General features: G+C 67.2%; 23 protein-coding genes and 1 tRNA gene. 15 read left to right on the forward strand and 9 right to left on the reverse strand.

All coding sequences use genetic code 11. From position 1 onward, the window contains the following. The first annotated feature begins 2 nt into the window (after positions 1-2). Genes ABIE19_RS11700 through ABIE19_RS11720 form a run of 5 tightly spaced genes read left to right on the forward strand, consistent with a single transcriptional unit; the run spans position 3 to position 4,390 of the window. Positions 3-893 (forward strand): agmatinase family protein, encoded by an 891-nt coding sequence (locus tag ABIE19_RS11700; protein WP_354089377.1) that lies wholly within the window; start codon positions 3-5, stop codon positions 891-893. Continuing rightward, on the forward strand, positions 890-1,342 hold the full coding sequence (locus ABIE19_RS11705; RefSeq protein ID WP_354089378.1) for a hypothetical protein: 453 nt from the start codon (positions 890-892) through the stop codon (positions 1,340-1,342). The genes ABIE19_RS11700 and ABIE19_RS11705 overlap by 4 nt, the downstream gene beginning before the upstream one ends. Continuing rightward, the gene (gene hutI / locus ABIE19_RS11710; RefSeq protein WP_354089379.1) at positions 1,339-2,553 is read left to right on the forward strand and encodes an imidazolonepropionase; all 1,215 of its coding nucleotides are present in this window, start codon (positions 1,339-1,341) and stop codon (positions 2,551-2,553) included. The genes ABIE19_RS11705 and hutI overlap by 4 nt, the downstream gene beginning before the upstream one ends. Before the next feature lie 43 nt (positions 2,554-2,596). Next, positions 2,597-2,758: a hypothetical protein gene (locus tag ABIE19_RS11715; RefSeq protein WP_354089380.1), complete on the forward strand. Its 162-nt coding sequence runs from the start codon at positions 2,597-2,599 to the stop codon at positions 2,756-2,758. A gap of 45 nt (positions 2,759-2,803) precedes the next feature. Further along, positions 2,804-4,390, forward strand: coding sequence for a phytoene desaturase family protein (locus ABIE19_RS11720; RefSeq protein ID WP_354089381.1), 1,587 nt, complete (start codon positions 2,804-2,806; stop codon positions 4,388-4,390). Here the strand turns inward: ABIE19_RS11720 and ABIE19_RS11725 are convergent, their stop codons facing one another. Further along, entirely contained in the window at positions 4,391-4,768 is a 378-nt protein-coding gene (locus tag ABIE19_RS11725; RefSeq protein ID WP_354089382.1) for a response regulator, read from the reverse strand. It abuts the gene before it with no gap. Continuing rightward, the gene (locus ABIE19_RS11730; RefSeq protein WP_354089383.1) at positions 4,765-6,276 is read right to left on the reverse strand and encodes an HWE histidine kinase domain-containing protein; all 1,512 of its coding nucleotides are present in this window, start codon (positions 6,274-6,276) and stop codon (positions 4,765-4,767) included. Before ABIE19_RS11730 ends, ABIE19_RS11725 begins: the two co-directional genes overlap by 4 nt. A gap of 496 nt (positions 6,277-6,772) precedes the next feature. On the opposite strand from ABIE19_RS11730, the gene ABIE19_RS11735 reads away from it, so the two are divergent. Then, positions 6,773-9,727 (forward strand): TonB-dependent receptor domain-containing protein, encoded by a 2,955-nt coding sequence (locus tag ABIE19_RS11735; protein WP_354089384.1) that lies wholly within the window; start codon positions 6,773-6,775, stop codon positions 9,725-9,727. 177 nt (positions 9,728-9,904) lie between these two features. After that, a complete protein-coding gene (locus tag ABIE19_RS11740) occupies positions 9,905-11,218 on the forward strand; it encodes a metal-dependent hydrolase family protein (RefSeq protein WP_354089385.1) in 1,314 nt (437 codons plus the stop codon). A 77-nt stretch (positions 11,219-11,295) separates the two neighbouring features. Here the strand turns inward: ABIE19_RS11740 and ABIE19_RS11745 are convergent, their stop codons facing one another. The 6 genes from ABIE19_RS11745 to ABIE19_RS11770 form a co-directional block, all read right to left on the reverse strand. After that, positions 11,296-11,478 carry a hypothetical protein gene (locus ABIE19_RS11745; RefSeq protein ID WP_354089386.1) on the reverse strand — a complete coding sequence of 61 codons (183 nt, stop codon included), beginning with the start codon at positions 11,476-11,478 and terminating at the stop codon, positions 11,296-11,298. A gap of 139 nt (positions 11,479-11,617) precedes the next feature. Next, positions 11,618-11,749, reverse strand: a complete 132-nt coding sequence (locus tag ABIE19_RS11750; RefSeq protein ID WP_354089387.1) for a hypothetical protein — start codon at positions 11,747-11,749, stop codon at positions 11,618-11,620. Between the two features lie 122 nt (positions 11,750-11,871). After that, positions 11,872-11,946, reverse strand: a tRNA-Val gene (locus ABIE19_RS11755). A gap of 103 nt (positions 11,947-12,049) precedes the next feature. After that, positions 12,050-13,339 carry a dicarboxylate/amino acid:cation symporter gene (locus ABIE19_RS11760; RefSeq protein WP_354089388.1) on the reverse strand — a complete coding sequence of 430 codons (1,290 nt, stop codon included), beginning with the start codon at positions 13,337-13,339 and terminating at the stop codon, positions 12,050-12,052. A 100-nt stretch (positions 13,340-13,439) separates the two neighbouring features. Beyond that, the gene (locus ABIE19_RS11765; RefSeq protein WP_354089389.1) at positions 13,440-13,763 is read right to left on the reverse strand and encodes a DUF2834 domain-containing protein; all 324 of its coding nucleotides are present in this window, start codon (positions 13,761-13,763) and stop codon (positions 13,440-13,442) included. A 34-nt stretch (positions 13,764-13,797) separates the two neighbouring features. Next, positions 13,798-14,487 (reverse strand): HAD-IA family hydrolase, encoded by a 690-nt coding sequence (locus ABIE19_RS11770; protein ID WP_354089390.1) that lies wholly within the window; start codon positions 14,485-14,487, stop codon positions 13,798-13,800. Between the two features lie 75 nt (positions 14,488-14,562). On the opposite strand from ABIE19_RS11770, the gene glmU reads away from it, so the two are divergent. The 6 genes from glmU to mmsB all read left to right on the forward strand — a co-directional run bounded on the left by glmU (position 14,563) and on the right by mmsB (position 20,722). After that, on the forward strand, positions 14,563-15,918 hold the full coding sequence (gene glmU / locus ABIE19_RS11775) for a bifunctional UDP-N-acetylglucosamine diphosphorylase/glucosamine-1-phosphate N-acetyltransferase GlmU (protein WP_354089391.1): 1,356 nt from the start codon (positions 14,563-14,565) through the stop codon (positions 15,916-15,918). Beyond that, the gene (gene rpiA, locus ABIE19_RS11780) at positions 15,915-16,598 is read left to right on the forward strand and encodes a ribose-5-phosphate isomerase RpiA (RefSeq protein WP_354089392.1); all 684 of its coding nucleotides are present in this window, start codon (positions 15,915-15,917) and stop codon (positions 16,596-16,598) included. Before glmU ends, rpiA begins: the two co-directional genes overlap by 4 nt. Before the next feature lie 158 nt (positions 16,599-16,756). Then, positions 16,757-18,139, forward strand: a complete 1,383-nt coding sequence (gene gor, locus ABIE19_RS11785) for a glutathione-disulfide reductase (protein WP_354089393.1) — start codon at positions 16,757-16,759, stop codon at positions 18,137-18,139. Between the two features lie 75 nt (positions 18,140-18,214). Then, complete coding sequence (locus ABIE19_RS11790) at positions 18,215-18,961, forward strand: class I SAM-dependent methyltransferase (RefSeq protein WP_354089394.1); 747 nt, start codon at positions 18,215-18,217, stop codon at positions 18,959-18,961. Positions 18,962-18,990: 29 nt separating this feature from the next. Continuing rightward, entirely contained in the window at positions 18,991-19,740 is a 750-nt protein-coding gene (locus ABIE19_RS11795) for a class I SAM-dependent methyltransferase (protein WP_354089395.1), read from the forward strand. A gap of 82 nt (positions 19,741-19,822) precedes the next feature. Continuing rightward, complete coding sequence (gene mmsB, locus ABIE19_RS11800) at positions 19,823-20,722, forward strand: 3-hydroxyisobutyrate dehydrogenase (protein ID WP_354089396.1); 900 nt, start codon at positions 19,823-19,825, stop codon at positions 20,720-20,722. Positions 20,723-20,755: 33 nt separating this feature from the next. On the opposite strand, the gene ABIE19_RS11805 is transcribed toward mmsB, so the two are convergent. Then, entirely contained in the window at positions 20,756-21,841 is a 1,086-nt protein-coding gene (locus ABIE19_RS11805; protein ID WP_354089397.1) for an agmatine deiminase family protein, read from the reverse strand. A 159-nt stretch (positions 21,842-22,000) separates the two neighbouring features. Between ABIE19_RS11805 and hemA the strand changes: the two genes are divergently transcribed. Both hemA and ABIE19_RS11815 read left to right on the forward strand, forming a co-directional pair. After that, a complete protein-coding gene (hemA, locus tag ABIE19_RS11810) occupies positions 22,001-23,227 on the forward strand; it encodes a 5-aminolevulinate synthase (RefSeq protein WP_354089398.1) in 1,227 nt (408 codons plus the stop codon). Continuing rightward, positions 23,227-23,409, forward strand: coding sequence for a DUF6898 family protein (locus ABIE19_RS11815; RefSeq protein WP_354089399.1), 183 nt, complete (start codon positions 23,227-23,229; stop codon positions 23,407-23,409). The genes hemA and ABIE19_RS11815 overlap by 1 nt, the downstream gene beginning before the upstream one ends. The last annotated feature ends 41 nt before the right edge of the window (positions 23,410-23,450 follow it).

The following is a 23,450-nucleotide window of genomic DNA, read 5'->3' on the forward strand; positions in this document are numbered from 1 at the left end:
CGATGAGCCAACCGTCTGAAGCCCTGGGCTGGCGCTCCGTCGGCGATCTGGTGGGGAATCATCCCGACGCCCCCGTCGCCCTGATCGGCGCGCCGTTGAACGAGCGGTCGCTGACACCCGGCCGTTGCGACCTGGGCCCCAAGACGCTGCGCGCCGTCCTGCCGCGTCTGTCGACCTATGACGTCGAGACGGGTCTGGAGCTGGATGTGCCGGTGCACGACGCCGGTGACGTGGCGCTGAAGGCCGTCTCCCCGTTCGACGCCTTTGGACCGGTGCGCGACGCGGTGGCGGCCCAGGTCCATCGCGACCTGACCATCCTGATCGGAGGCAACAACGCCATTACCCGGCCGGGCGTCCACGCCCTGGGTCTGGACCGCGTCGGCGTCCTGACGCTGGACGCCCATTTCGACCTGCGGGACACGGATCAGGGCCTGACCAACGGTAATCCGATCCAGGCTCTGCTGGATGACGGTATGGACGGCCGTCGCATCAGCCAGGTGGGCCTCGCCCCTTTCGCCAATACCCGACGCGCCCACGAAAAGGCAGAGGCCGCCGGCATCAGCGTCCGCACCGCCCGCGAGTGCCGCCAGCGCGGTCTGGCGACCGTGGTGGTCGAGGAACTGGAGCGCCTGTCGTCCCTGTGCGAGGTCATCTACGTCGACTTCGACATCGACGTCATTGACCGCAGCCAGTGGCCCGCTAGCCCCGGCGCTCGCCCCGGCGGAGTCTCCGTCCACGACTTCTTCGACGCCGCCCGCGCCATCGGCGCCCATGCCAAGGTCCGCGCCGTGGACCTGACCGAATACGACCCCTCGCTGGAAGTCGGCGACCTTGGCTCCCTGACCGCCGGACGCTGGTTCTGCGAAATCCTGGCGGGAGTCGCCGCGCGATGATCCGACGCTGGATGGCCGCGCCTGTTCTTCTGCTGGGCATTGTAGGGGCGGCGCCCGCTTGGTCCTGCACGTATTTTGCGACGACGTACCGTGAGGATCTGTACTTCCAGCAAAGTCTCTGGAGAGATTCAGACGCCGTCTTCCTGGCTAGGGCGACGCCCGTGGAGGAGGCTCAGAGTCAGCTTGTTCCGGTGGTTTCCCTTTATGGTCGGTCGCCGCCTCGACAAAGTGTGGCCAATGTCAATGTGAACTGCGGGGAGACGCCTTCAGAAGGCGTGGTCATCGCTTTTGCGCGCCGCATTCGAGCCAGCGACATCCCTTTGGAGCCTTGGCGGTGGGGCAGTTGGTACGTGATCGGCCACCTTGCCCCGGCTGAGGTCGTCGACCCCAAGGTGGTCGAAGCTTTGAAAGATGCTGCTGTCAGGCTGAAAACGGATCAGGGACAATGACCTACGACCGCCTCATCACCGACTGCCACGTCGCTGCCATGACCGAAGGCGGCGAGCCCTATGGCGCGATCGAGGACGCCGCCATCCTGATCCAGGACGGGCGCATCGCTTGGGTCGGGCCGCGCGCCGACCTGCCTGTGCACAAGGCTGTGGAAACCGACAGCCTGGGCGGCCGCTGGGTCACGCCGGGCCTGATCGACTGCCATACCCATCTGGTCTTCGGCGGCGACCGCTCGGGCGAGTTCGAACGGCGGCTGGAAGGCGCGACCTATGAAGAGATCGCCCGCGCCGGCGGCGGCATCGTCTCGTCCGTGCGCGCCACGCGCGAGGAGAGCGAGGACCAGCTCTACGCCTCGGCCCTGGCGCGGCTGGAGGGGCTGAAGGCCACGGGCGTCACTACGGTGGAGATCAAGTCCGGATACGGCCTGGATCACGACAGCGAGCTGAAGATGCTGCGCGTCGCCCGCCGCATCGGGCGCGAGGCCGGGGTGCGGGTCCGCACCTCCTACCTGGGTCTGCACGCGGTCCCGCCTGAGCATAAGACGGACCGCGCCGCCTATGTGGACAAGGCTGTGGATGAAATCCTGCCCGCCGCCCACGCCGAAGGTCTGGTCGATGCGGTCGACGCCTATTGCGAGCCCATCGCCTTCTCGGTCGAGGAGGTCAGCCGCCTGTTCGACAAGGCCGAGCAACTGGGTCTGCCGGTCAAGCTGCACGCCGACCAACTTTCTGACGGCGGCGGTGCGGCCCTGGCCGCCCGCTATCACGCCCTGTCCGCCGACCACATCGAACACACGACCGAGGCGGGCGTCCAGGCCATGGCCGAGGCGGGCGTGGTCGCGGTCCTGCTGCCCGGCGCCTTCCTGATGCTGCGCGAGACGCAGCTGCCGCCCGTCGCCCTGTTGCGTCGGCACGGCGCGCGGATGGCTGTGGCGACCGACTGCAACCCCGGCACCTCGCCCGTCGCCTCGATGACGGCGGCGCTGAACCTGGCCTGCGTCCAGTTTCGCCTGACGCCGGAAGAAGCCATAGCCGGCGCCACCCGCCACGCCGCCCGCGCCCTGGGGTTGCAGGACGAGGTCGGAACCATCGAAGTCGGCAAGGCCGCGGATCTGGCCGTCTGGGACATCACCCGCCCGGCCGAGCTCTGCTACTGGCTGGGCAAGCCGCTGCTGGACAGGCGCTACCTGTCCGGAAGACCGACCACATAACTTTAGGTTGTTGTCGGCGGGTTCCCTAGCGTAATCTCGTTCTATGGAACCGCCGCGCGATCCGGATCAGGCCGCCGCCCGCGTCCCGTCATCGACGGCGGGGTACGAGGTCGCGGCCTATGTGGTCGGCGGACTGACGATCGCGCTGCTGGCCTATATCTTGCTGCGGGACGCGATCGACCTTTTCCGCATCGGGGGCGGTTGAAACCGGCCCTCTCTCCGATAGCTTGACCGGCGACGGAGGGAATTCATGGCGAAATCCGATACGGACGTCCTGGTTCTGGGCGGCGGACACAATGGGCTGGTCTGCGCCTTCTACCTGGCGCGCGCCGGGCTGAAGGTCACGATGCTGGAGCGGAGAGGCGTGGTCGGCGGGGCGGCCGTGACCGAGGAGTTCCACCCGGGGTTCCGCAATTCGACCGCCAGCTACACCGTCAGCCTGCTCAACCCGACGGTCATCGCCGACATGGAACTGGCGCGGCACGGCCTGAAGGTGGTCGAGCGCCGCGCCGCCAACTTCCTGCCGTTCGACGATGGGCGCTACCTGTTGACGGGCGAGGGGCGGACCCAGGCCGAGGTCGCCAAATTCTCCATCCGCGACGCCGAGCGCCTGCCCGAATACGAGGCGCGGCTGGAGTCCGTGGCCGCCGTCCTGCGCGACCTGATCCTGACCGCGCCGCCCAATGTTACGGAAGACGGCTGGCTGGCGGCCCTGCCGGAAATGCTGAAGGCGGCGTCGCTGGGGCGACGCGTCTCGGGCCTGGACATGACGGCGCGTCGCGATCTGCTGGACCTGTTCGCCAAGTCGGCGGGCGACTGGCTGGACGGCTGGTTCGAGAGCGATCCGATCAAGGCCCTGTTCGGCTTCGACAGTGTCGTGGGCAACTACGCCAGTCCCTATACGCCCGGCTCGGCCTATGTCCTGCTGCATCATGTCTTCGGCGAGGTGAACGGAAAGAAGGGCGCCTGGGGCCACGCCGTCGGCGGCATGGGAGCCATCACCCGGGCCATGGCCGCCGCCTGCGCCGAACAGGGCGTCGACATCCATCTGAACGCCCCCGTCGCTACGGTGCTGATGGAAAAGGGCAGGGCGGTCGGCGCCGTCACCGAGGCAGGCGATGAGGTTCGCGCTCGCGCCGTCGTCAGCAATCTGCACCCGCGCCTGCTGTTCGACCGCCTGGTCGATCCGGCCGTCGTCCCGGCGGACTTCACCGAGCGGATGAGCCGATACGCCTCGGGTTCCGGCACCTTCCGCATGAATATCGCCCTGTCAGAGCTGCCCAGGTTCACCGCCTTGCCCGAGGCGGGCGACCACCTGACGGCGGGCATCATCATCGCCCCGACGCTGGATTACATGGACCGCGCCCACGCCGAGGCGCGGCTGAACGGCTGGTCGTCTAAACCCATCGTGGAGATGCTGATCCCCTCGACCCTGGACGACAGCCTGGCGCCATCGGGGCGGCACGTGGCCAGCCTGTTCTGCCAGCATGTCGCGCCCGATCTGGCGGACGAGCATCGCGACACGGTGGCCGATCTGATGATCGAGACGGTCGAGGCCCATGCGCCGGGGTTCAAGGCTTCGGTGGTCGGTCGACTGGCGCTGGGGCCGCGCGATCTGGAGCGACGCTTCGGCCTGGTCGGGGGCGACATCTTCCACGGACGCCTGACGCTGGATCAGTTGTTCAGCGCCCGGCCGGTGCTGGGGCACGCCGACTACCGGATGCCGGTCCCGGGGCTCTATCTCTGCGGCTCCGGCGCCCATCCCGGCGGCGGCGTCACGGGCGCGCCCGGCTCGAACGCCGCCCGTACCGTGCTCAAGGACATGAGGGCGCGCTGACTAGGCCAGGCCTATGTCCATCGCCCTCGACAGGGCGTCGCGAATGGCGCCCTCGGTGAAGGGCTTTTGCAGGGTAGGGTGGCCGCGCCAGTGTTCCGGCAGGCCCATCTCTCCGTAGCCGGTCGAGAAGACGAAGGGCACGCCTCGAGCCTTCAGGGCTTCGGCCACGGGAAAAACCTCGCGACCCGCGACGTTGACGTCCAGCAGGGCCGCGTCCAGGGCCGGCTCGCTGGTGGCTGCGATCAGGCCGTCGTCGATGTTGGACGCCGGCCCGACCACGGCGCAGCCCAGATCGTCCAGAATGGTCTCCAGCAGCATGGCGACCAGGGATTCATCCTCGATCACCAGAATGCGACGGCCCTGCAGAGGCTGGTTCATGCTGCGTCCTTTTGCAGAGGCATGGTGATCTCGGCGCTGAAGCCGTCGTCGCGATAGTGAAGCTGAACCTGTCCGCCCAGGTCGTGACGGACATTGCGTTCGATCAGACGGCTGCCGAAGCCCCGGCGTTCCGGCGCGACCACGGCCGGTCCCCCGACCTCCTGCCACAGGATGTGGAGGCTGGGGGCCGCGTCGTCCTGGACCGACCAACTGACCATGACCCGGCCGTCGCCGGGCGACAAGGCGCCGTATTTGGCGGCGTTCGTCGCCAGTTCGTGAAAGATCATGCCCAAGGACACGGCCGTGGCCGGATGCAGGGCGACGTGCGGGCCGTTCAGCGACATGCGATGCGGACCGTGGGCGGCGGTTTCATGCTCCATGACGGCCCGCAGGTCCGCGCCTTCCCAATGGCTGCGCGTCAGCAGGTCGTGCGTGTGCGACAGCGCCAGAATCCGGGACTGGAAGGTTTCGGCGAAGGATCGGGGATCCTCGTGCGAGCGTGCGGTCTGCATGGCGATGGATTGAACCGTGGCCAGAGTGTTTTTCACCCGGTGGTTCAGTTCGTCAATCATCAGTTTCTGACGTTCGGCGGCCAGGATGGTGTCCGTCACGTCATAGCCCTGGATGATGACGCCGACGTTGTTCTCCGCCTCGTCCCGGATCGGGTGGCAGGTGAAGTTCAGGTAGCGGGTTTCCAGCGGCGCGTTCTGGGCGCGCTGCAGCTCGACTGCGCGCTCATGGCCCATCAGGGGCTCGCCGGTCGCCAGTATGTCGTCCAGCAGGTCGAAATAGCCCTGGTGCCCCAGGTCCGGCAGGGCCTCGCGCAGGGGCTTGCCGACCACGTCCCTGTGACCGATCAACTGGCCATAGGCGCCGTTGTGCATCTGCACGATGTGATCCGGGCCGTTCAGGATGGCGACGAAGCCGGGCGTCTGCATGAACATGTCCAGCAGTTGCCGCCTTTCGGTCTCCAGCCGGCGATTGTCGGCCTGGACCGTCAGGGCCCGGCGCAGCACCCCGCCGCCGACCAGGCTGTCCAGGGCGGTGGAGCGACCCTCCGGCCGCAGCCGCTTCATCTGGCCGCGCAGGCGCACCAGTTCGGTGATGTCGCTGGTGTGCTGCAGGATGTGGGTGACGCGCCCGCCGTTGTTCTTGATCGGCGTATGGGTGCAACTCCAGTAGCGGTCCTCGTAGACGATCTCGCCGTACTTGTCCTTGCGCGACAGGGCGTAGCGAAGAACCGCCAGATTGTCTGGCGCGCCCGTCGTCAGGACCTTCTCGAACGACGCCAGCAACTGACGGGCGTTTTCCGGCCCGTCCTCGCTCGGTCCGCCGTTGAAGACCTCCAGCACCGGACGCCCGATCAGTTCGTCCCGCGTCATGCCTGTGACGTCCAGATAGGCCTGGTTCATCCCAGCGTAGCGCAGATCGCTGTCCAGCAGCATGTAGGGATTGGGCGAAGCGTCGAAAGCCGCCACCAGATCGATCGTCTTGGCGAGTATGCGCACGCCCGTTCCCCGTCAGTTCCCCTTCACAACGCGGCTACGCTGGAAAGGGCGCCATTTGATGGCTGAAATCAATCGACGCCCGCCGCCTGACGCCGAACATCCCGGGCTGAAACAGAACAGACGGGCGGCGGTTCCGACAAGCCTGTGCATGAGCTGTCCGGCGCGGCTTTTGCGACGATCCTCGACCCTGCTGTCCTATGATTCCGTGCTGCTAGCGCACGGTCTGTGCCGAAAGCGGCGACTTGAAGAATGGAAATTGGTTAATGGCATATCTTTAAGCGTTTGTTTTGAAATCCAAATTTCAAAACGACCTGTAACGAGGATATTTTATCCCTTGCCCCCCCTTCCGTTACGACACAGGCTGACGCGAGCGGTGCTTTTGGAGGGGCGGCGCTAACTGGAAGCAAAACTCAGTTTGCGAGGGGAATTCATGCGCTTATCTCGTCACCAGGGCATCCGCCCTGCCTCTTATCGCGCCTTGCTGATGGGGGGAGGGATGTCCCTGGCCCTGATGAGCTGGACAGGCGCGGCGGCGGCCCAGGAGGCGCAGGAAGAAGCCTCCGAGGCGGCGGTCGAGGTCGGCGAAATCGTCGTCACCGGATCGCGGATCGCCCGGCGAGACTATGCATCGAACAGCCCCCTCGTATCGGTGACGACCGAAGCCATCGAGAACACCGGTCAGGTCACGGTCGAAAAGGCCCTGACCCAGATGCCCCAGTTCTCGGGCGCCATGGGGCAGAGCACGCCGGGCTCCTCATCGACCTCCCTGAACGGCGGCCAGGCCTACGCCAGCTTGCGCGGCCTGGGGTCCAAGCGGACCCTGCTGCTGCTGGACGGCAAGCGCCTTCAGCCGTCCAACCCTGACGGCTCGGTCGATCTGAACATCATTCCCGAAGCCCTGATCGGCAATGTCGAGGTCATCACCGGCGGCGCCTCCACGGCCTATGGCTCGGACGCCACGGCCGGCGTGGTCAACTTCCGCCTGAAGCGGGACATAGAGGGGCTGACCGTCGCGTCGCAGTACGGCGTCAGCGACTATGGCGACGGCGAGAGCTTCCGTCTGTCGATCACGGCCGGCGAGCGCTTCGCCGACGATCGCGGTCGGGCCGTCCTGTCGCTGGACTATTCCATGCGCGACGTCGCCTACCAGTCCAAGCGCGACTATTATTTCATGCGCAACCGGCAGTCGAACACGGCCATCATCGCTCAGGGCGCGGCCTGGTTCGGCGTGAATCGCCCGACCCTGGCGGCGGTGAACGACATCTTCGTCGGTCAGTACGGCACGGCGCCGGTCCTGGGCGTCAACGGCGTCTACAACGGCCAGATCGGCTTCAACACCGGCGACAAGACGGTGTTCAACCTGGGCGGCGCGTCCAAGGTGATGAACCTGAAGGATCCGGAGACCGACAACCACTTCCTGAACGCCGCCGGCACCAACATGCTGTGGGGCTGGAACCGCGGCCGCATCCAGAACGAGAACGAGCGCTATTCCCTGTTCTCGCGCGTCGACTATCAGGTCACGCCCGACATCGACTTCTTCCTGCAGGGCTCGCTGACCAGCTACGAATCGGAGGGCACCTTCAACCCGACGCTGGCGGGCCTGGCCTATGCGCTGACCGTGCCGGTCACCAACCCCTATATCGGCGCCGACTTCGCCCACATCCTGGCATCGCGCCCCAATCCCACGGCGGACTTCGCCTTCTGGAAGGACCTGGATTTCGCGGGCGAGCGCCTGCAGTCCTACGCCTATGACGTCTACCAGTTCATCAGCGGCCTGTCCGGCAAGGTGGGCTACAAGGACTGGACCTGGGAGGCCTATGTCAGCGCCTCGAAGGCCGATTTCGAGAACGTCCAGACGGGCGGCGTAAGCCGCTCGGCCATCACCCGCCTGCTGTACAGCCCGACGGGCGGGTCTGATCTCTGCGCGGGCGGCTTCAACCCCTTCGGCAATCATGATCCGTCGCAGGCCTGCGTCGACTATGTGACGCGCCGCACGACGAACACCAACGAACTGACCCAGCGGATGGCCGAGGCCTCGGTCCAGGGCGGTCTGTTCACCCTGCCGGCGGGCGAGGTGCGCTTCGCCGCCGGCGTGGGCTACCGCTACAACCACTTCGCCTTCGAGCCGGATTCCCTGTTGGACCAGCCCGACGGCACCAGCGACATCCTGGGCTACAGCGAGCTGCGCGCCTCTTCGGGCGACGTGGACACGACCGAGGTCTTCGCCGAGTTCCTGGTGCCCCTGCTGCGCGACCTGCCCCTGATCAAGGAGCTGGAGCTGGATCTGGGCTATCGCTATTCGGACTACAGCTCGGTCGGCGGCGTCCACGCCTACAAGGCCGACATGAACTGGCAGGTCAACGACGTGCTGCGCCTGCGCGGGGGCTACAACCGCGCTGTCCGCGCCCCCAGCGTGGGCGAGCTCTATTCCCCGGTTTCGACGGCCACGGTCGATATCGGCAACCCCACGACGGCCAACACCAACGGCGATCCCTGCGACCGCCGCAGCTCCTTCCGCAACGGTCCGAACGGCGACAAGGTCAAGCAGCTCTGCGTCGAACTGGGCGTGCCGGCCTCCATCATCGACACCTATGAGTTCGGCGCGGCCCAGGTCTTCGCCCTGACCGGCGGCAACCCCCAGTTGCAGGAAGAGACCGCCGACACCTACTCCTTCGGCGCGGTGGTCCATTCGCAGTTCCAGTCGCCCTGGCTGAGCAACGCCAGCGCCTCGATCGACTGGTATCAGATCAAGGTGGCGGACGCGGTCGGCGTCCTGGGCGTCGGCAACGGCATCCGCTACTGCTTCAACGACGGCGGCAACAACCCGACCTATGACAAGAACAACTACTACTGTTCGCTGCAGGACCGTAACCGGTCCGACGGCAACATGGCCCAGCCGCGCCAGCCGCTGCTGAACCTGGGGCAGTTCAACGTCACGGGCGTGGACCTGCAGCTCGACTGGCGTCTGGACCTGACCGAGATCGGGGCGCCCTTCGGCGGCCAGTTGAGCGTCGGCTCGGCCATCAGCTATCTGCAGGGCTTCGAGATCCAGGCCCTGCCGGGCGCGCCGGTCTATGACTACGCCGGCACCTGGGGCACGGCCATCGAGGCCAACGCCGGCCAGGCTCACCCGGAATGGAAGTCCGCCACCACCGTCACCTATTCCCGCGATAACTGGAACGTCGGTCTGCGCTGGCGTCACACGTCGGAGATGATCAACAGCGCCCGCGTCACCGCGCCGAACAGCACCACGCGGGGCGTCGACGCCTATGACGTCTTCGACTTCAACGCGCGCGTCACCCTGCCGTACGAAACCTCTCTGCGGTTCTCTGTGACCAATCTGTTCAACGAGGCGCCGCCCCAGGTCGGGGACATCCGCGGGACCTATGATCCGCAGAACTACGACACCGTCGGCCGCTACTACACCCTGGCGGTCACCAAGACCTTCTAGGCTTCCGCGCGAAGCCTGAAGTTCCGGAGGGCGACGCCGTTCGCCTTCCGGGACGGCCCTTTCGGGGCCGAGGCGTCGCGGTTCGGGACCGCCCGATGGGGCACGGAAGGCGGGAGCCGCGGACGCGTTTTTTCACAGTAGGGGAGCGACGGCCTTACCGTCGCACGGAGGACGATAATGAGCCTGTCATCGAAGAAATCCTGGATCGTCGGCCTTGCGGCCGCCCTCCTGACCTCGGCTCCGGCCCTGGCGCAGCAGGCGGCTCCGGCGCCGACGGTCACCTATGTTCACGCCGGTCGCCTGCTTGCCGACCCGGCCGCCGGCCGCGTGGCGCAGCGCCAGACCGTGGTGGTCGAGAACGGTCGCGTGCGCGAGATCGTCAACGGCTTCGTGGGCGAGGGCAATGTCATCGACATGTCGGACAAGTTCGTCCTGCCCGGCCTGATCGACAGCCATGTCCACATCACCAACCAGCAGGGCGAGGGGAACCGGGTCGCCCGCTTCACCAACACCGCCGCCGACTCGGCGATCCAGGGCGCGGCCTACGCCCTGGTCACCCTGCACGCCGGCTTCACCACCGTGGCCGATCTGGGCGGGACCAGCGACGCGGTCGTGGCCCTGCGCAACGGCATCGCGGCGGGCAAGATCCCGGGGCCGCGCCTGCTGGTCTCGGCCGGCACGGTGACGCCGCACGGCGGCCACGGCGACGCCAACGGCGTCAGCGCCGCCCTGGTTCCGGTGCTGCGCCAGAACGGCGTCTGCTCAGGCGCCGACGACTGCCGTCGCGCCGTTCGCGAACGAGTCCGCGCAGGCGCCGACATCATCAAGATCACGGCCACGGGCGGCGTCCTGTCGGATACGGGCGCGGGCCTGAACCAGCAGTTCTCGAACGAGGAACTGGCCGCCATCGTCGAGACCGCCCACTTCATGGGCCGCACCGTCACCGCCCACGCCCACGGCACGGACGGGATCAACAGCTTCCTGCGCGCCGGCGGCGACTCCATCGAGCATGGCACCTTCCTGGACGATGAATCGATCCGCATCTTCAAGGCCAACAACGGCTGGTTGATCCCGACCCTGCTGGCGGGCGATTTCGTGGCTCGCGAAGCCGCGCGTCCCGGCACCTTCTTCACCCCGAACCAGCGCAAGAAGTCGCTGGAAGCCGGGCCGCAGATGCTGGACATGGCGCGTCGCGCCCACCGCGCGGGCGTGCAGATCGCCTTCGGCACCGACACCGGCGTCTCCCCGCACGGCGAGAACGCCAAGGAGTTCGCCCTGCTGGTCCAGGCGGGCCTGACGCCGCTGGAGGCCATCCAGGCCGCCACGGTCAACGCCGCGACCCACTTCAAGCTGCAGAACGAAATCGGCCGCCTGAACCCCGGCTATGCGGCGGACCTGATCGCCGTCTCCGGCGATCCGCTGACGGACGTGACGCGGCTGGAGCACGTCGACTTCGTCATGAAGGGCGGCGTCGCCTATCCGAAGGACTGAAGCGAAGTCTTCTGGTCTGAAACGAGAAAGGGTCGGCCTGGCGCCGGCCCTTTTTTCATTTGAGCCTGGACGGGTTTTCAGGCGGCCGTTTTTTCAGGGCGTTTCAGCTTGGCGTTCAGTTGGGCGTCGACGTCGACGCCGTGCTCGCGCAGCACGCGCTTGGTGATGGACGGCACGCCGTAGATCGGCATGGGCGCGCCGAAATGGGCCATCCAGATCTCGGCCAAAGCTTGGTCTTCCGCCCTCGTGGCATGCATCATGACGCCTCTCCACCTGGGAGGGACCTCCTAACGGAAAATACGAGGGGGAATTGCAAGACCTTGTAACTTGGTCGCGATCCAGATGATGGAATGGCCGGGCGAGATGACCGGGCGAGGGGGGCTGTTCCGGCGTCGACGCCTAGCCGAAGAAGACCGCGTAGAGGCCGAAACAGAAGGCGCCGATGGTCGCCAACGCCGACAGCACGGCGCCGATCGCGCCGATCCAGAGCATGATGATCAGAAACAACTCTCGGACGGAACTCGGCTTCATGCCGGCAATCTAGTGAAGCTTGCCTGAGAGGTCGATGGCTTCGCACACGTCGAACGACGAAGTCAGCGTCCGGCGTCCGAGTGGGCAAGCTGGAAGTGTCTATCCATGATGGAGGTAGAAGATGGTGGACGCGACAGGGATTGAACCTGTGACCCCCTCGGTGTGAACGAGGTGCTCTCCCGCTGAGCTACGCGTCCGCCTGGGAACGGCTGTCTGTGACTGCGCCGTCGGGAGGCGGGGACATAGCCCGCGATTCCGACGGCGGCAAGCCTCAATCGATCAAATAGCTGCGCCGCTTGCTCAGATGCCTGCGGCGCGGGCGCCTTCCGGGGTTTCGTCTTCCGGGTCGCCCGGCAACCAGGCGACGTGGCCGTTGTAGATGTCCTGGTTCAGGATGCCTTCCTCCTTGGCGACCAGGACAGGGACGACCATCTGGCCGGTGACGTTGGTGGCCGTGCGCATCATGTCGATGATGCGGTCGATGGCGACGATGTAACCGATGCCTTCCAGCGGCAGGCCCGCCGTCGACAGGGTCAGGGTCAGCATGACGATGCTGGTGCCCGGCACCCCCGCCGTCCCCAGCGAGCCCAGCACCGCCGTCAGGCCGATCAGGATGTATTGCGTCAGCGTCAGGTCGATCTGGAAGTACTGGGCGATGAAGATCGAGGCGATGGCCGGATAGATGGCGCCGCACCCGTCCATCTTCACATTGGCGCCCAGTGGCACGGCGAAGGAGGCGTAGGCCTGGGGCACCCCTAGACGCTCGACCGTCTGGCGCAGGGTGACGGGCAGGGTGCCCATCGAGGACGAGGTGGCGAAGGCCGTCTGCATGGCCGCGAATGCCCCGCGGAAGAAGCTGGCGACCTTGAGTCCGTGCAGCTTCAGCAGGCCTGAATAGACGATCAGGATATGGAACAGGCAGGCGGCGTAGATGGCGAAGATGAACTTGCCGAGCGGCAGCAGCGCCTCCCAGCCGTAGCCGCCGACGACCGCGCCGATCAGGCCGAACACCCCGAACGGCGTCAGCTGGATCACCCAGCGGGTGATGCGGAAGACCAGGGCCGCGCCTTCGTCCACCAGTCGTCGTGCGTTCTGCGCCCGGTCGCCCAGCGCCGCCAGGGCCCCGCCCAGCAAGGCCGAGAAGAAGATGATCTGCAGCACCTTGCCCTCGGCCAAGGCGGCGAAGGGGTTGGTCGGGACGATCCCCAGCAGGACCTGCAGCGGCGTCGGGATCTCACGCGCCTTCACCTCGCCCAGGGGCAGGTTGGACAGGCCGACGCCCGGATTGATCAGATGGCCGAAGGCGAAACCGACCAGAACCGCCAACAGGGAGGTGATCGCGAACCAGACCACGGTCCGCACGCCCAGCCGCACGGCGCCCACGCCTTCGCCCAGCTTGGCGATCGAGCTGGCGATGGTGAAGAGCACCAGAGGCGCCACCACCATCCGGATCAGGTTCAGATAAACGTCGCCGATCGGCTGCAGCCAGACCGTCGCCTTCTCCCTCAGGATCAGGCCAGCGAGGATGCCCAGGACGAAACCGGCGGCGGTGCGCTGCCAGAGGGGGATGGCGAAGAAGCGACGAAGCATGACGACCCTTGGGGAGGAACGGTCGTCCTATGTGTTTGGCAAGCGCGAAGACGGCAACCGCACCGGGAGCGATTGACGCTGAGAAGTTCTGCAGTGCTCTTTAGTTTTTCTGACCTTCAGGCCGCTCGCGCAGATAGAGGTAGAGCGGCAGCGCCAGCGACAGCCCGACGCAGAAGCTTGCCGGAAGCACCAGCCACCAGCGCGCGACCTTTTTCCTGGCCGCATCCCGCCACGACCACACCCAGAATATGACGATGGTGATCAGCACATCGGCGGAGAAGCCGCCGGCGGCCCCGTTGGCGAACAACGACTTCAGAAAGAGCGGTATATCGAGACCGTTCAGGGCGAAGAAGGACCCGAAGAACAACCAGGGAACCACGGTTCCGACCACGGCCATGGCCAGGTAGAAGGTCTTGGCGTTCATCTGTCTCTCCCCCTTGATATCCGCCCGACCGAAATCAGGCGCTCATCACCTCGGTCAGGGCCGCTTCGAACCCGTCGTAGTGGTCGATCACCACGTCTCCGCCCAGTTCCTCGCGCGGCACGTCGTTGTAGCCGAAGCCGACGACGATGCAGGGGACGCCCGCATCCTTGGCCGCCTTGGTGTCCGTGGTGCTGTCGCCGACCATGACGCAGCGCGCGGGATCGCCGCCCGCCTTCTGCACCGCCTCATGAATATGGGCGCCGCTGGGCTTTCGGGCCGGGACCGCGTCCGGCCCGGCGACGAAGGCGAAGTGCCTGGTCAGGTCCAGGGCCTCGATCAATGCGACGGACAGGTCCGTGCGCTTGTTGGTGGCGACGCACAGGATCGCCCCGCGCGCGCTCAACCGATCCAGCGCCGCGACGCAGCCGTCGAACACCACGCTCTCGTCGGCGATGTGGGCCAGATAGTCCGCGATGAAGCGTTCGAACAGTCCGGGCGCATGAGCCTCGTCCCAGACAGCGCCCGCCTCCATGAAGCCGTGACGCAGCAGGGCCATGGCCCCATGGCCGACCAGATGCCGGGCCGAGGACATGGGCACGGGCGGCAGTTCATACTGCGCCAGCATCCGGTTCAGCGTGCCGATCAGATCGGGCGCCGAATCCACCAGGGTGCCGTCCAGATCGAAGGCGATGGTCCAGCCTTCCAGGTCGCGTTCAATGCTCACTCATCTGTCTCCCGGCTCGCACAGACCCCGGCAATGGGCTAGATCGCGCAGGACGACAAGCCGCCGGATCGATTCATGACCGCACCACATCCTCGCGCCGCCATCATCCTTGCCGCTGGCCAAGGCACGCGGATGAAGTCGCCGCTGCCCAAGGTCCTGCATCCGGTGGGCCAGCGCGCCATGCTGGATCACGCCATCGACGCCGCCGAGGCCCTGGGCTGCGAGCGTATCGTCGTGGTGGTCGGCTCCCATTCCCCCGAGGTCCGCGCCCATGTCGAAAAGCGTCTGGGCGAAGACGCCATCGCTGTTCAGGACCCGCCGCTCGGCACCGGACACGCCGTGCGCGCCGCCGAGGCCGTGCTGGGCGACTTCATCGGCCATGTGGTCGTGACCTATGGCGACGTGCCCCTGCTGAAGGCCGCCGACATCGAGCCGGTCTTCGCGGATGCCCACGAAGGCGTCACCGTCATCGGCTTCGAGGCCCGCGATCCCGGCGCCTATGGCCGGCTGATCCTTCAGGGCGAGGAGCTTCTGGCCATCACCGAGGCCAAGGAGGCCTCGGTCGAGGTTCTGGCGATCACCGCCTGCAACTCCGGCGTCATGGCCGCCCCCGTCGGCTTGCTGTTCGACCTGCTGGCCGAGGTTCGCAACGACAACGCCAAGGGCGAATACTACCTGACCGACGTGGTCGAGCTGGCCCGCAAGCGCGGCGCCCCGACCCGCGCCGTCTTCGCCGCCGAGGACTCGGTCATGGGCGTCAACGCCCAGGCCGAACTGGCCCAGGCCGAAGCCCTGTTCCAGAAGACCCAGCGCGAGCATTTCCTGGCGGCGGGCGTGACCATGTCGGCCCCCGACACCGTCCACTTCGCCTGGGACACGGCTGTCGGCGCGGGCACGACCATCGAACCCTTCGTCGTCTTCGGTCCCGGCGCGGTCGTGGCCGAGGGCGCACGCATCCGCAGCTTCAGCCATATCGAGGGGGCCAAGGTCGCGACCGGCGCCGAGGTCGGCCCCTACGCCCGGCTGCGCCCCGGCGCGGATCTGGGCGAGGGCGTCAAGGTCGGCAACTTCGTCGAGGTCAAGAACGTCCGCATGGATGCGGGGGCCAAGGCCAACCACCTGGCCTATCTCGGCGACGGCGAAGTCGGCGCGAAGGCCAACATCGGCGCCGGCACGATCTTCTGTAACTACGACGGCTTCTTCAAATACCGCACCACGGTGGGAGAGGGGGCTTTTGTCGGCTCCAACTCCTCGCTGGTCGCTCCCGTGACCATAGGCGCGGGCGCCATGGTCGGCTCCGGCTCGGTGGTGACCAAGGACGTCGCGCCCGGCGATCTGGCCCTGGGCCGCGCCGAGCAGACGACGAAGCCGGGCTGGGCCGCCCGCTTCATGGACACGATGCGCGCGAAGAAGGCGGCGAAATCCAAATGAGCGACCTGCAGAAGAAGAACGCCGGCGAAGCCGCCGCCGCCTACGTCGAGGCAGGCATGGTCGTCGGTCTGGGCACCGGCTCCACCGCCGCCTGGTTCGTGAAGGCCCTGGCGGCGCGCAATCTGCCGGACCTGCGCTGCGTCCCGACGTCGGAGCGCACGGCCGATCTGGCGCGCGAACTGGGCCTGACCCTGTCGACGCTGGAGGATACGCCGCGCATCGACTTGACCGTCGACGGCGCCGACGAGATCGGTCCGGGCCTGGCTCTCATCAAGGGCGGCGGCGCGGCCCTGCTGCGCGAGAAGCTGGTGTGGGAGGCCTCCGCCCGCTGCATCTGCATCGCCGACGCGGCCAAGGTGGTTTCCGCCTTGGGGACCTTCCCCCTGCCGATCGAGGTCGTGGCCTTCGGTCACAAGACCACGGCCAACCGCATCGCCGACGTCCTGGCCGACCACGACATCGCCTCGCCCGCCCGTGTCCGCCAGGCCGAGCGCGGCCTGGTCCGCACCGACGGCGGCAACCTGATCTACGACGCCGCCTGCAAGCTGATCTCTGATCCGGCCCGTCTCGCCGCCGATCTCAAGAGCCTGACCGGCGTGGTCGAGCACGGCCTCTTCCTCGACCTCACCGACCTGGCCGTCATCGGAACGGACGAAGGCTTCGAGACGCTCAATCCCTGAGACGACGAGGGCGCCCGCGCCGATCCGCGCGCCTGGCGTCTGCCTTGCCCCCTTGCGTTCCGGCGCCTAAGTCGGGGCAGCGCTACGGCTCAGCCGTAGGGATTTCAGACCATTCAGACGATTCAGACCCATTTTTCGTCTGATCTGCGGAGACCCCGATGACCCAATACGACTACGACCTCTTCGTCATCGGCGCCGGCTCGGGCGGCGTGCGCGCCGCGCGTCTGACCGCCCTGGGCGGCAAGAAGGTCGCCATAGCGGAAGAGTATCGGGTCGGCGGCACCTGCGTGGTCCGCGGCTGCGTGCCCAAGAAGTTCATGGTCATGGCCTCGGAAGTCAGCCACGCGCTGGAGATCGCCGAGGGCTACGGCTGGTCCTTCGACAATGCGAAATTCGACTGGCCGACCTTCCTGCAGGCCAAGGACGTCGAGATCGCCCGCCTGTCGGGCATCTACGCCGCCAACCTGGGCAAGGCGGGCGTCGATCTGGTCCACGGCCGCGCCGTGCTGAAGGACGCCCATACGGTCGAGATCCTGGGCAAGAACCAGACGATCACCGCTGAGAAAATCCTGATCGCCACCGGCGGCCGGCCGTGGAAGCCCGAGAACCTGCCGGGCGTCGAACACGCCATCACGTCCGAGGAAGCCTTCCACCTGCCGGAACTGCCCAAGCGCATCCTGATCGCGGGCGGCGGCTATATCGCGGTCGAGTTCGCGGGCATCTTCGCCGGGCTGGGCGTCGAGACGACCCTGATCTATCGCGGCCCGAACATCCTGCGCGGCTTCGACGACGACGTGCGCGCCCATCTGGCGGGCGAGATCGAGAAGCGCGGCATCAAGGTCATCCTGGGCTGCCAGCACGCCTCGATCGAGAAGACCGAGACCGGTCTGGTCAACCACCTCGAAAACGGCATGACGATCGAGACCGACGCGGTCATGTTCGCCACTGGCCGCATTCCCTACGTCAAGGACCTGGGCCTGGAGACGGCCGGGGTCGAACTGACCGAGGCCGGGGCGATCAAGGTCGATCAGTATTCCAGGACCACGACCGACAACATCTGGGCCATCGGCGACGTCACCGACCGCATGAACCTGACCCCCGTCGCCATTCGCGAAGGCGTGGCCTTCCACGAGACGGTGTTCAGGGACAATCCGCAGAGCTTCGACTACGACGCCGTCGCCACCGCTGTCTTCAGCCAACCGCCGGTCGGCGTGGTCGGCCTGACCGAGGCCGAGGCCCGTCGGTCCTGCCCGGGCGAGGTGGATGTCTACGTCACCCGCTTCCGTCCGATGAAATACGCCTTCACCGGCTCGGACGAGCGCGTGCTGATGAAGCTGGTGGTCGATGCGACCAGCCAGAAGGTGGTCGGCGTCCACATCGTCGGCCCCGACAGCCCCGAAATGATCCAACTGGCCGCCGTCGCCGTGAAGGCGGGCCTGACCAAGGCCCAGTGGGACGCGACCTGCGCCGTCCACCCGACCATGGCCGAGGAACTGGTCACGCTGAAGGAGAAGCAGTCGCCGTCGATGTCGGCCGGCTGACGCTCCATCTGCGCGGTGCGGCTTGCGGCCGGCCTCGACTGAGCGCCTTATGCGGGCGTCCAGAGGGAGATTGTTATGAAGTCGCGCCTGCTCGCCGCCGCCGTTTCCGTCCTGCTGCTGGCCGCCGCGCCGGCCCTGGCCCAGAGCGCCCCGTCCGCCGACGCCTATCGGGCCGCTGTCGCCGATCCCCTGCGCCCCGCCGACGAGGTCGCGCGCGATCCCCTGCGCCATCCGGCCGAGATGCTGGCCTTCGCCGGGGTGCGTCCCGGTTGGCGCATCGCCGACATTCGCCCCGGCGCGGGCTATTTCAGCCGCCTGTTCGCCCGCGCTGTCGGCGGCGAGGGCCATGTCTACGCCTTCGTGCCGAACCGCACGGCCGAGCGCGAGAACCCGCGCGCCGACGCCCTGGTCGCCGCTTATCCCAACCTCAGCCGCGTCAACGGCGACCTGGACGCCATGAGCTTCGACGCGCCCCTGGATATGGTCTTCATGAGCCAGGAGTACCATGACTTCCACATCCCCCGTTTCGGCGTGAACGTGGCCAAGATGAACGCGGACATCTTCAAGGCGCTGAAACCGGGCGGCGTCTATGTGGTGATCGACCATCAGGCCGCGCCGGGCGCGGGCATCACCGCCGTCGAAACCCTGCATCGCATCGAGGGCGCCCAGCTTCGCAAGGAGGTCGAGGCCGCGGGCTTCGTCTTCGAGGCCGAGAGCCTGGCGGTCGCCAATCCGGCCGACGACCACAGCCTGAACGTCTTCGACGAGGCCATTCGCGGCAAGACGGACCAGTTCGTCTATCGCTTCCGCAAGCCCCGCTGAACCCGTCGACGTCACAGAAGGAATAGCCCATGCGTCCCTTCCTTTCGCTTCTCGTCGTCGCCGCGCTGACGGCGGCCGCGCCGGTCGTCTCGGCACAGACGGCGCCCGCCGCCTATGAAGCCGCCCTGGCCGGTCCCGTCCGCACGACCGAGGATCGCGCCCGCGACGCGGCCCGCCACGCCGCCGACGCCCTGGCCTTCGCCGAGGTGAAGCCGGGTCAGAAGATCGGCGACATGATCATCGGCGGCGGCTACTTCACCCGCCTGTTCTCGGCCGCCGTCGGGCCTCAGGGCCACGTCACGGCCTGGCAGCCGGTCGAGTTCATCGGCTTCCAGGCCAGCTATGGCGAGGCCCTGACCGCCGCCGACGCCCTGGCCAATGTGGACGGCGTCCGCTCGCCCATCGGCGCGCCGGAATGGCCCGAAGGTCTGGACCTGGTCTTCACGGCCCAGAACTATCATGACCTGCACCTGAAGCCCTTCGCGGCGGACACGGCGGCGCGGGTCAACGCCGCGGTCTTCAAGGCGCTGAAGCCCGGCGGCCTCTATGTCGTCATCGACCATGATGCGGCGGCGGGCGCGGGACCGGACGCACCGGACACCCTGCACCGCATCGACGTGGATCAGGTCAAGCGCGAGGTCGAGGCGGCGGGCTTCGTACTCGACGGCTCCAGCGATCTTCTGGCCCGCGCCGACGACCCGCGCACGGCCAATGTCTTCGACCCGTCCATTCGCGGCAATACCAGCCAGTTCATGTTGCGGTTCAGAAAACCCGCCTGAGCCGAAACTGTCGAACAGGTGACTGGCGAAGCGGGCGGGGAGGGGCTAACCCTGCCTCAAAATCCAATAGGGAAACGCACAGATGACTCGCATCGCCTTCATCGGTCTCGGCAACATGGGCGGGGGCATGGCCGCCAATCAGGCCAAGGCCGGGCATGACGTCGCCGCCTTCGACCTGTCGCCCGCCGCCCTGGAGCGCGCCGCCGAGGCCGGGTGCCGCACGGTCGCCTCGGTCGCCGAGGCCGTGAAGGACGCCGAGGTGGTCATCACCATGCTGCCCGCCGGACCGCACGTCCTCAGTGTCTATTCCGAACAGGTCATCGGCGCGGCCCCGACCAGCGCCCTGCTGCTGGACTGCTCGACCATCGACGTGGAGACGGCGCGCAAGGTCGCCGGTCTGGCCAAGGAGGCGGGCTACGCCTTCGCCGACGCTCCCGTCTCGGGCGGCACCGCCGCCGCCGACGCCGGGACCCTGGCCTTCATGGTCGGCTGCGACGAGGCCGACTTCGCCCGCGTCGAACCTGCGCTGGAGCCGATGAGCCGCATCACCATCCGCGCCGGCGACCACGGCGCGGGTCAGGCGGCCAAGATCTGCAACAACATGCTGCTGGGCATTTCGATGATCGGCACGTGCGAGGCTATCGCCTTGGCCGAGAAGCTGGGTCTGGAGCCGGAGCGCTTCTTCGAGATCGCCTCCAAGTCCTCGGGCCAGTGCTGGAGCGTCAGCAACTACTACCCCTGGGCTGGTCCGGTCCCGGCCGCCCCGTCCAACCGCGAATACGAAGGCGGTTTCGCCACCGCCATGATGCTGAAGGACCTCAAGCTGGCCCAGGACGCCGCCGCCAAGGCCGGCGCCACCACTCCGCTGGGCGCCCAGGCGGAGGCCCTCTATTCCCTGTTCAACGGCCTCGGCTACGGCGGCAAGGACTTCTCCGCCATGGTCCAGATGCTGCGCGGACGCCTGGACACGCTGGCCCAGTAAGTCGCAATCGACGGCCCGGCCTGACCGACAAGGTCAGGCCGGTTGCTGCTGCGTCGCGCAGTGGATGCCGCCGCCCGAGGCGCCGAGGGCGTCGATGTTCAACGGCACGACCTTGCGTCCCGGATAGAGGGCCGCCAGAATCTCGTGCGCCTTCGCGTCGGCCCGGCGATCCCCGAACTGGGGCGCGATCACCGCTCCGTTGCAGACATAGTAGTTGACGTAGCTCGACACGAAGTCGTCGCCGGTCGCGCGAATGTCGATGGGTTCCGGCAGGCGCGTGATCTCCAGCGGACGCCCGCGCGCATCCGTCGCCTGTCGCAGCACGCCCAGGGTCTCGTGAGCGGCGGCTGACCAGGGATCGTCCGGGTCCAGTTCGTCGTCGATCTGGATCAGCACCTGTCCCGGCCCGGTGAAGCGGGCCAGGGAGTCGATGTGATAGTCGGTGATGTCCGCGCCCTTCACGCCCGGCGCCCAGATCATCTTGCTCGCGCCGACGGCGGCGCCCAGCCGCTCCGCGATCTCGTCGGCGCTCAGGCCCGGGTTGCGGTTGTCGTTCACCCAGCAACTGGCGTGGGCCATCATGGTCCCGGCGCCGTCATGCTCCAGCCCCCCTTGCTCGCCCACGACCCCGCTGTCGATCAGCGGCAGGTTCAGGCGTCGGGCGACGCGTTCGGCGACCAGGGCGTCTTTGCGGCTGTCCTGCTTGCCGCCCCAGCCGTTGAAGCGGATATGGGCGACCGCCAGGCCGCCGTCGGCATCCTTGACGAAGGTCGGGCCGCTGTCCCGGCACCACAGGTCGTCGATCGGAATATCCCAGAACTCGACGCCGCCGCTGAAACGGGCGCGGTCCAGGCCGTGCGCGCCGGGCGCCGCCATCATGGCCACGGGTTCGTACTCGCTGATCGCATTGGCGATCGACAGGATGTTCGCCTGCACGCTCGCCAGGTCGCGCGGGCCGTAGACATCGACGCTGACCGGCCACTGCATCAGGGTCCGCCGATGCGGCGCGCTTTCCATCGGCATTTCGTAACGACGGGCAGGGGCGGCGGGCGCGGCGCAGGCGGCTGTCCCGGCGCCCACGGCCGCGAGTCCTGTCTGGATGATCTGGCGTCTGTTCATGCAGCGCGATGGTAGGCGCTCGCAATAAGCGGTCAAGCGAAGGTGAGAACCGTTATCAATTAACGACTTGGGACGATTTGTCCTGCTCACGACATGGACAAGACCGAGCCTCGCGCGCAATTAGGCCGCGAAAGCTGCATAAGCGAAAGAACCGCCGTCTTGTTCGACTATAAGTCCGCCTTTCAGAACTCCGTGGACCAGGTCCGCGGCGAGGGCCGTTACCGGGTCTTCGCCGACCTGAAGCGCGTGCGCGGCCAGTTTCCCAATGCGGTCCGCCGCCGCGAGGACGGCTCCGAACAGGACGTCGTGGTCTGGTGCTCCAACGACTATCTGGGCATGGGCCAGCATCCGACGGTGGTCGAGGCCATGCAGGCCGAAATCGACCAGACCGGCGCCGGCGCCGGCGGCACCCGCAACATCTCCGGCACCACCCGCTCGGCGGTCGATCTGGAATCCGAACTGGCGTCCTGGCACCAGAAGGAAGCGGCCCTGCTGTTCACCTCGGGCTATGTGGCCAATGAGGCGACGCTGTCGACCCTGCAGAAGATACTGCCGGGCCTGATCATCTTCTCGGACGCCCTGAACCACGCCTCGATGATCGAGGGCATCCGTCACGGCGGCGGACCGCGCCACATCTTCCGCCACAACGACCTCGAGCATCTTGAGCAACTGCTGGCCGCCGCGCCGGCCGAGGCGCCCAAGCTGATCGCCTTCGAGAGCGTCTATTCGATGGACGGCGACATCGCCGACATCGCAGGGACCATCGCCCTGGCCAAGAAATACGGCGCCATGACCTATCTGGACGAAGTCCACGCGGTCGGCCTCTATGGTGAAACCGGCGCGGGCGTGGCCGAGCGCGACGGCGTCCTGGACGGCATCGACATCGTCGAATGCACCCTGGGCAAGGCCATCGGCGTCATGGGCGGCTACATCGCCGCCGATGCGGTGATCGTGGACGCGGTGCGCAGCTGGGCCTCGGGCTTCATCTTCACCACCAGCCTGCCGCCCGCCCTGACCGCCGGCGCCCTGGCCTCGGTGCGCCACCTGAAGGCCCACCCGGAACTGCGCGTCGCCCATCAGGAACGCGCCGAGACCCTGAAGCGCCGCCTGCTGGAGGCCGGCATCCCGGTCCTGCCCAGCGTCAGCCACATCGTCCCGGTCCACGTCGGCAACCCGGTCCACTGCAAGCTGATCTCGGACATGCTGCTGGAAGAGCACGGCATCTACGTCCAGCCGATCAACTATCCGACCGTGCCCAAGGGCACCGAGCGCCTGCGCTTCACCCCGTCGCCGAACCATGACGACGGCATGATCGACAAGCTGGTCGATGCGATGGACAAGCTGTTCTCGCACTGCAACGTGGCGCGTCGTCCGGTCGCCGCCTGATGCAGGACGCCGAACTGGGTGAGGTGATCATCGAGTTCGTCCGCAACGGCCCCTATGTGAAGTGCTCGGCGATCCACGTGGCCACCGGCCGCGAGGTCAGCGCCATGGGGCCGGTCAACGAGCCGAAGTCCGTCGAACGCGTCGCCCTGGCCAAGCTGAAGCGCGCCTTGACCCAGATGTGAGCGCTGCTGCCGTTTTCTGACAGCAGAAAGCGGTTATCCTC

The organism is Brevundimonas faecalis, from assembly GCF_040549405.1.
GTDB classification, from domain to species: Bacteria; Pseudomonadota; Alphaproteobacteria; order Caulobacterales; family Caulobacteraceae; genus Brevundimonas; species Brevundimonas faecalis.

Coding starts and splice junctions, on each gene's coding strand:
- ABIE19_RS11700 (WP_354089377.1), top strand. CDS start 3: ATGAGCCAACCGTCTGAAGCCCTGGGCTGGCGCTCCGTCGGCGATCTG.
- ABIE19_RS11705 (WP_354089378.1), top strand. CDS start 890: ATGATCCGACGCTGGATGGCCGCGCCTGTTCTTCTGCTGGGCATTGTA.
- hutI (WP_354089379.1), top strand. CDS start 1,339: ATGACCTACGACCGCCTCATCACCGACTGCCACGTCGCTGCCATGACC.
- ABIE19_RS11715 (WP_354089380.1), top strand. CDS start 2,597: ATGGAACCGCCGCGCGATCCGGATCAGGCCGCCGCCCGCGTCCCGTCA.
- ABIE19_RS11720 (WP_354089381.1), top strand. CDS start 2,804: ATGGCGAAATCCGATACGGACGTCCTGGTTCTGGGCGGCGGACACAAT.
- ABIE19_RS11725 (WP_354089382.1), bottom strand. CDS start 4,768: ATGAACCAGCCTCTGCAGGGCCGTCGCATTCTGGTGATCGAGGATGAA.
- ABIE19_RS11735 (WP_354089384.1), top strand. CDS start 6,773: ATGTCCCTGGCCCTGATGAGCTGGACAGGCGCGGCGGCGGCCCAGGAG.
- ABIE19_RS11740 (WP_354089385.1), top strand. CDS start 9,905: ATGAGCCTGTCATCGAAGAAATCCTGGATCGTCGGCCTTGCGGCCGCC.
- ABIE19_RS11745 (WP_354089386.1), bottom strand. CDS start 11,478: ATGATGCATGCCACGAGGGCGGAAGACCAAGCTTTGGCCGAGATCTGG.
- ABIE19_RS11750 (WP_354089387.1), bottom strand. CDS start 11,749: ATGAAGCCGAGTTCCGTCCGAGAGTTGTTTCTGATCATCATGCTCTGG.
- ABIE19_RS11760 (WP_354089388.1), bottom strand. CDS start 13,339: ATGCTTCGTCGCTTCTTCGCCATCCCCCTCTGGCAGCGCACCGCCGCC.
- ABIE19_RS11765 (WP_354089389.1), bottom strand. CDS start 13,763: ATGAACGCCAAGACCTTCTACCTGGCCATGGCCGTGGTCGGAACCGTG.
- glmU (WP_354089391.1), top strand. CDS start 14,563: ATGACCGCACCACATCCTCGCGCCGCCATCATCCTTGCCGCTGGCCAA.
- rpiA (WP_354089392.1), top strand. CDS start 15,915: ATGAGCGACCTGCAGAAGAAGAACGCCGGCGAAGCCGCCGCCGCCTAC.
- gor (WP_354089393.1), top strand. CDS start 16,757: ATGACCCAATACGACTACGACCTCTTCGTCATCGGCGCCGGCTCGGGC.
- ABIE19_RS11790 (WP_354089394.1), top strand. CDS start 18,215: ATGAAGTCGCGCCTGCTCGCCGCCGCCGTTTCCGTCCTGCTGCTGGCC.
- ABIE19_RS11795 (WP_354089395.1), top strand. CDS start 18,991: ATGCGTCCCTTCCTTTCGCTTCTCGTCGTCGCCGCGCTGACGGCGGCC.
- mmsB (WP_354089396.1), top strand. CDS start 19,823: ATGACTCGCATCGCCTTCATCGGTCTCGGCAACATGGGCGGGGGCATG.
- ABIE19_RS11805 (WP_354089397.1), bottom strand. CDS start 21,841: ATGAACAGACGCCAGATCATCCAGACAGGACTCGCGGCCGTGGGCGCC.
- ABIE19_RS11815 (WP_354089399.1), top strand. CDS start 23,227: ATGCAGGACGCCGAACTGGGTGAGGTGATCATCGAGTTCGTCCGCAAC.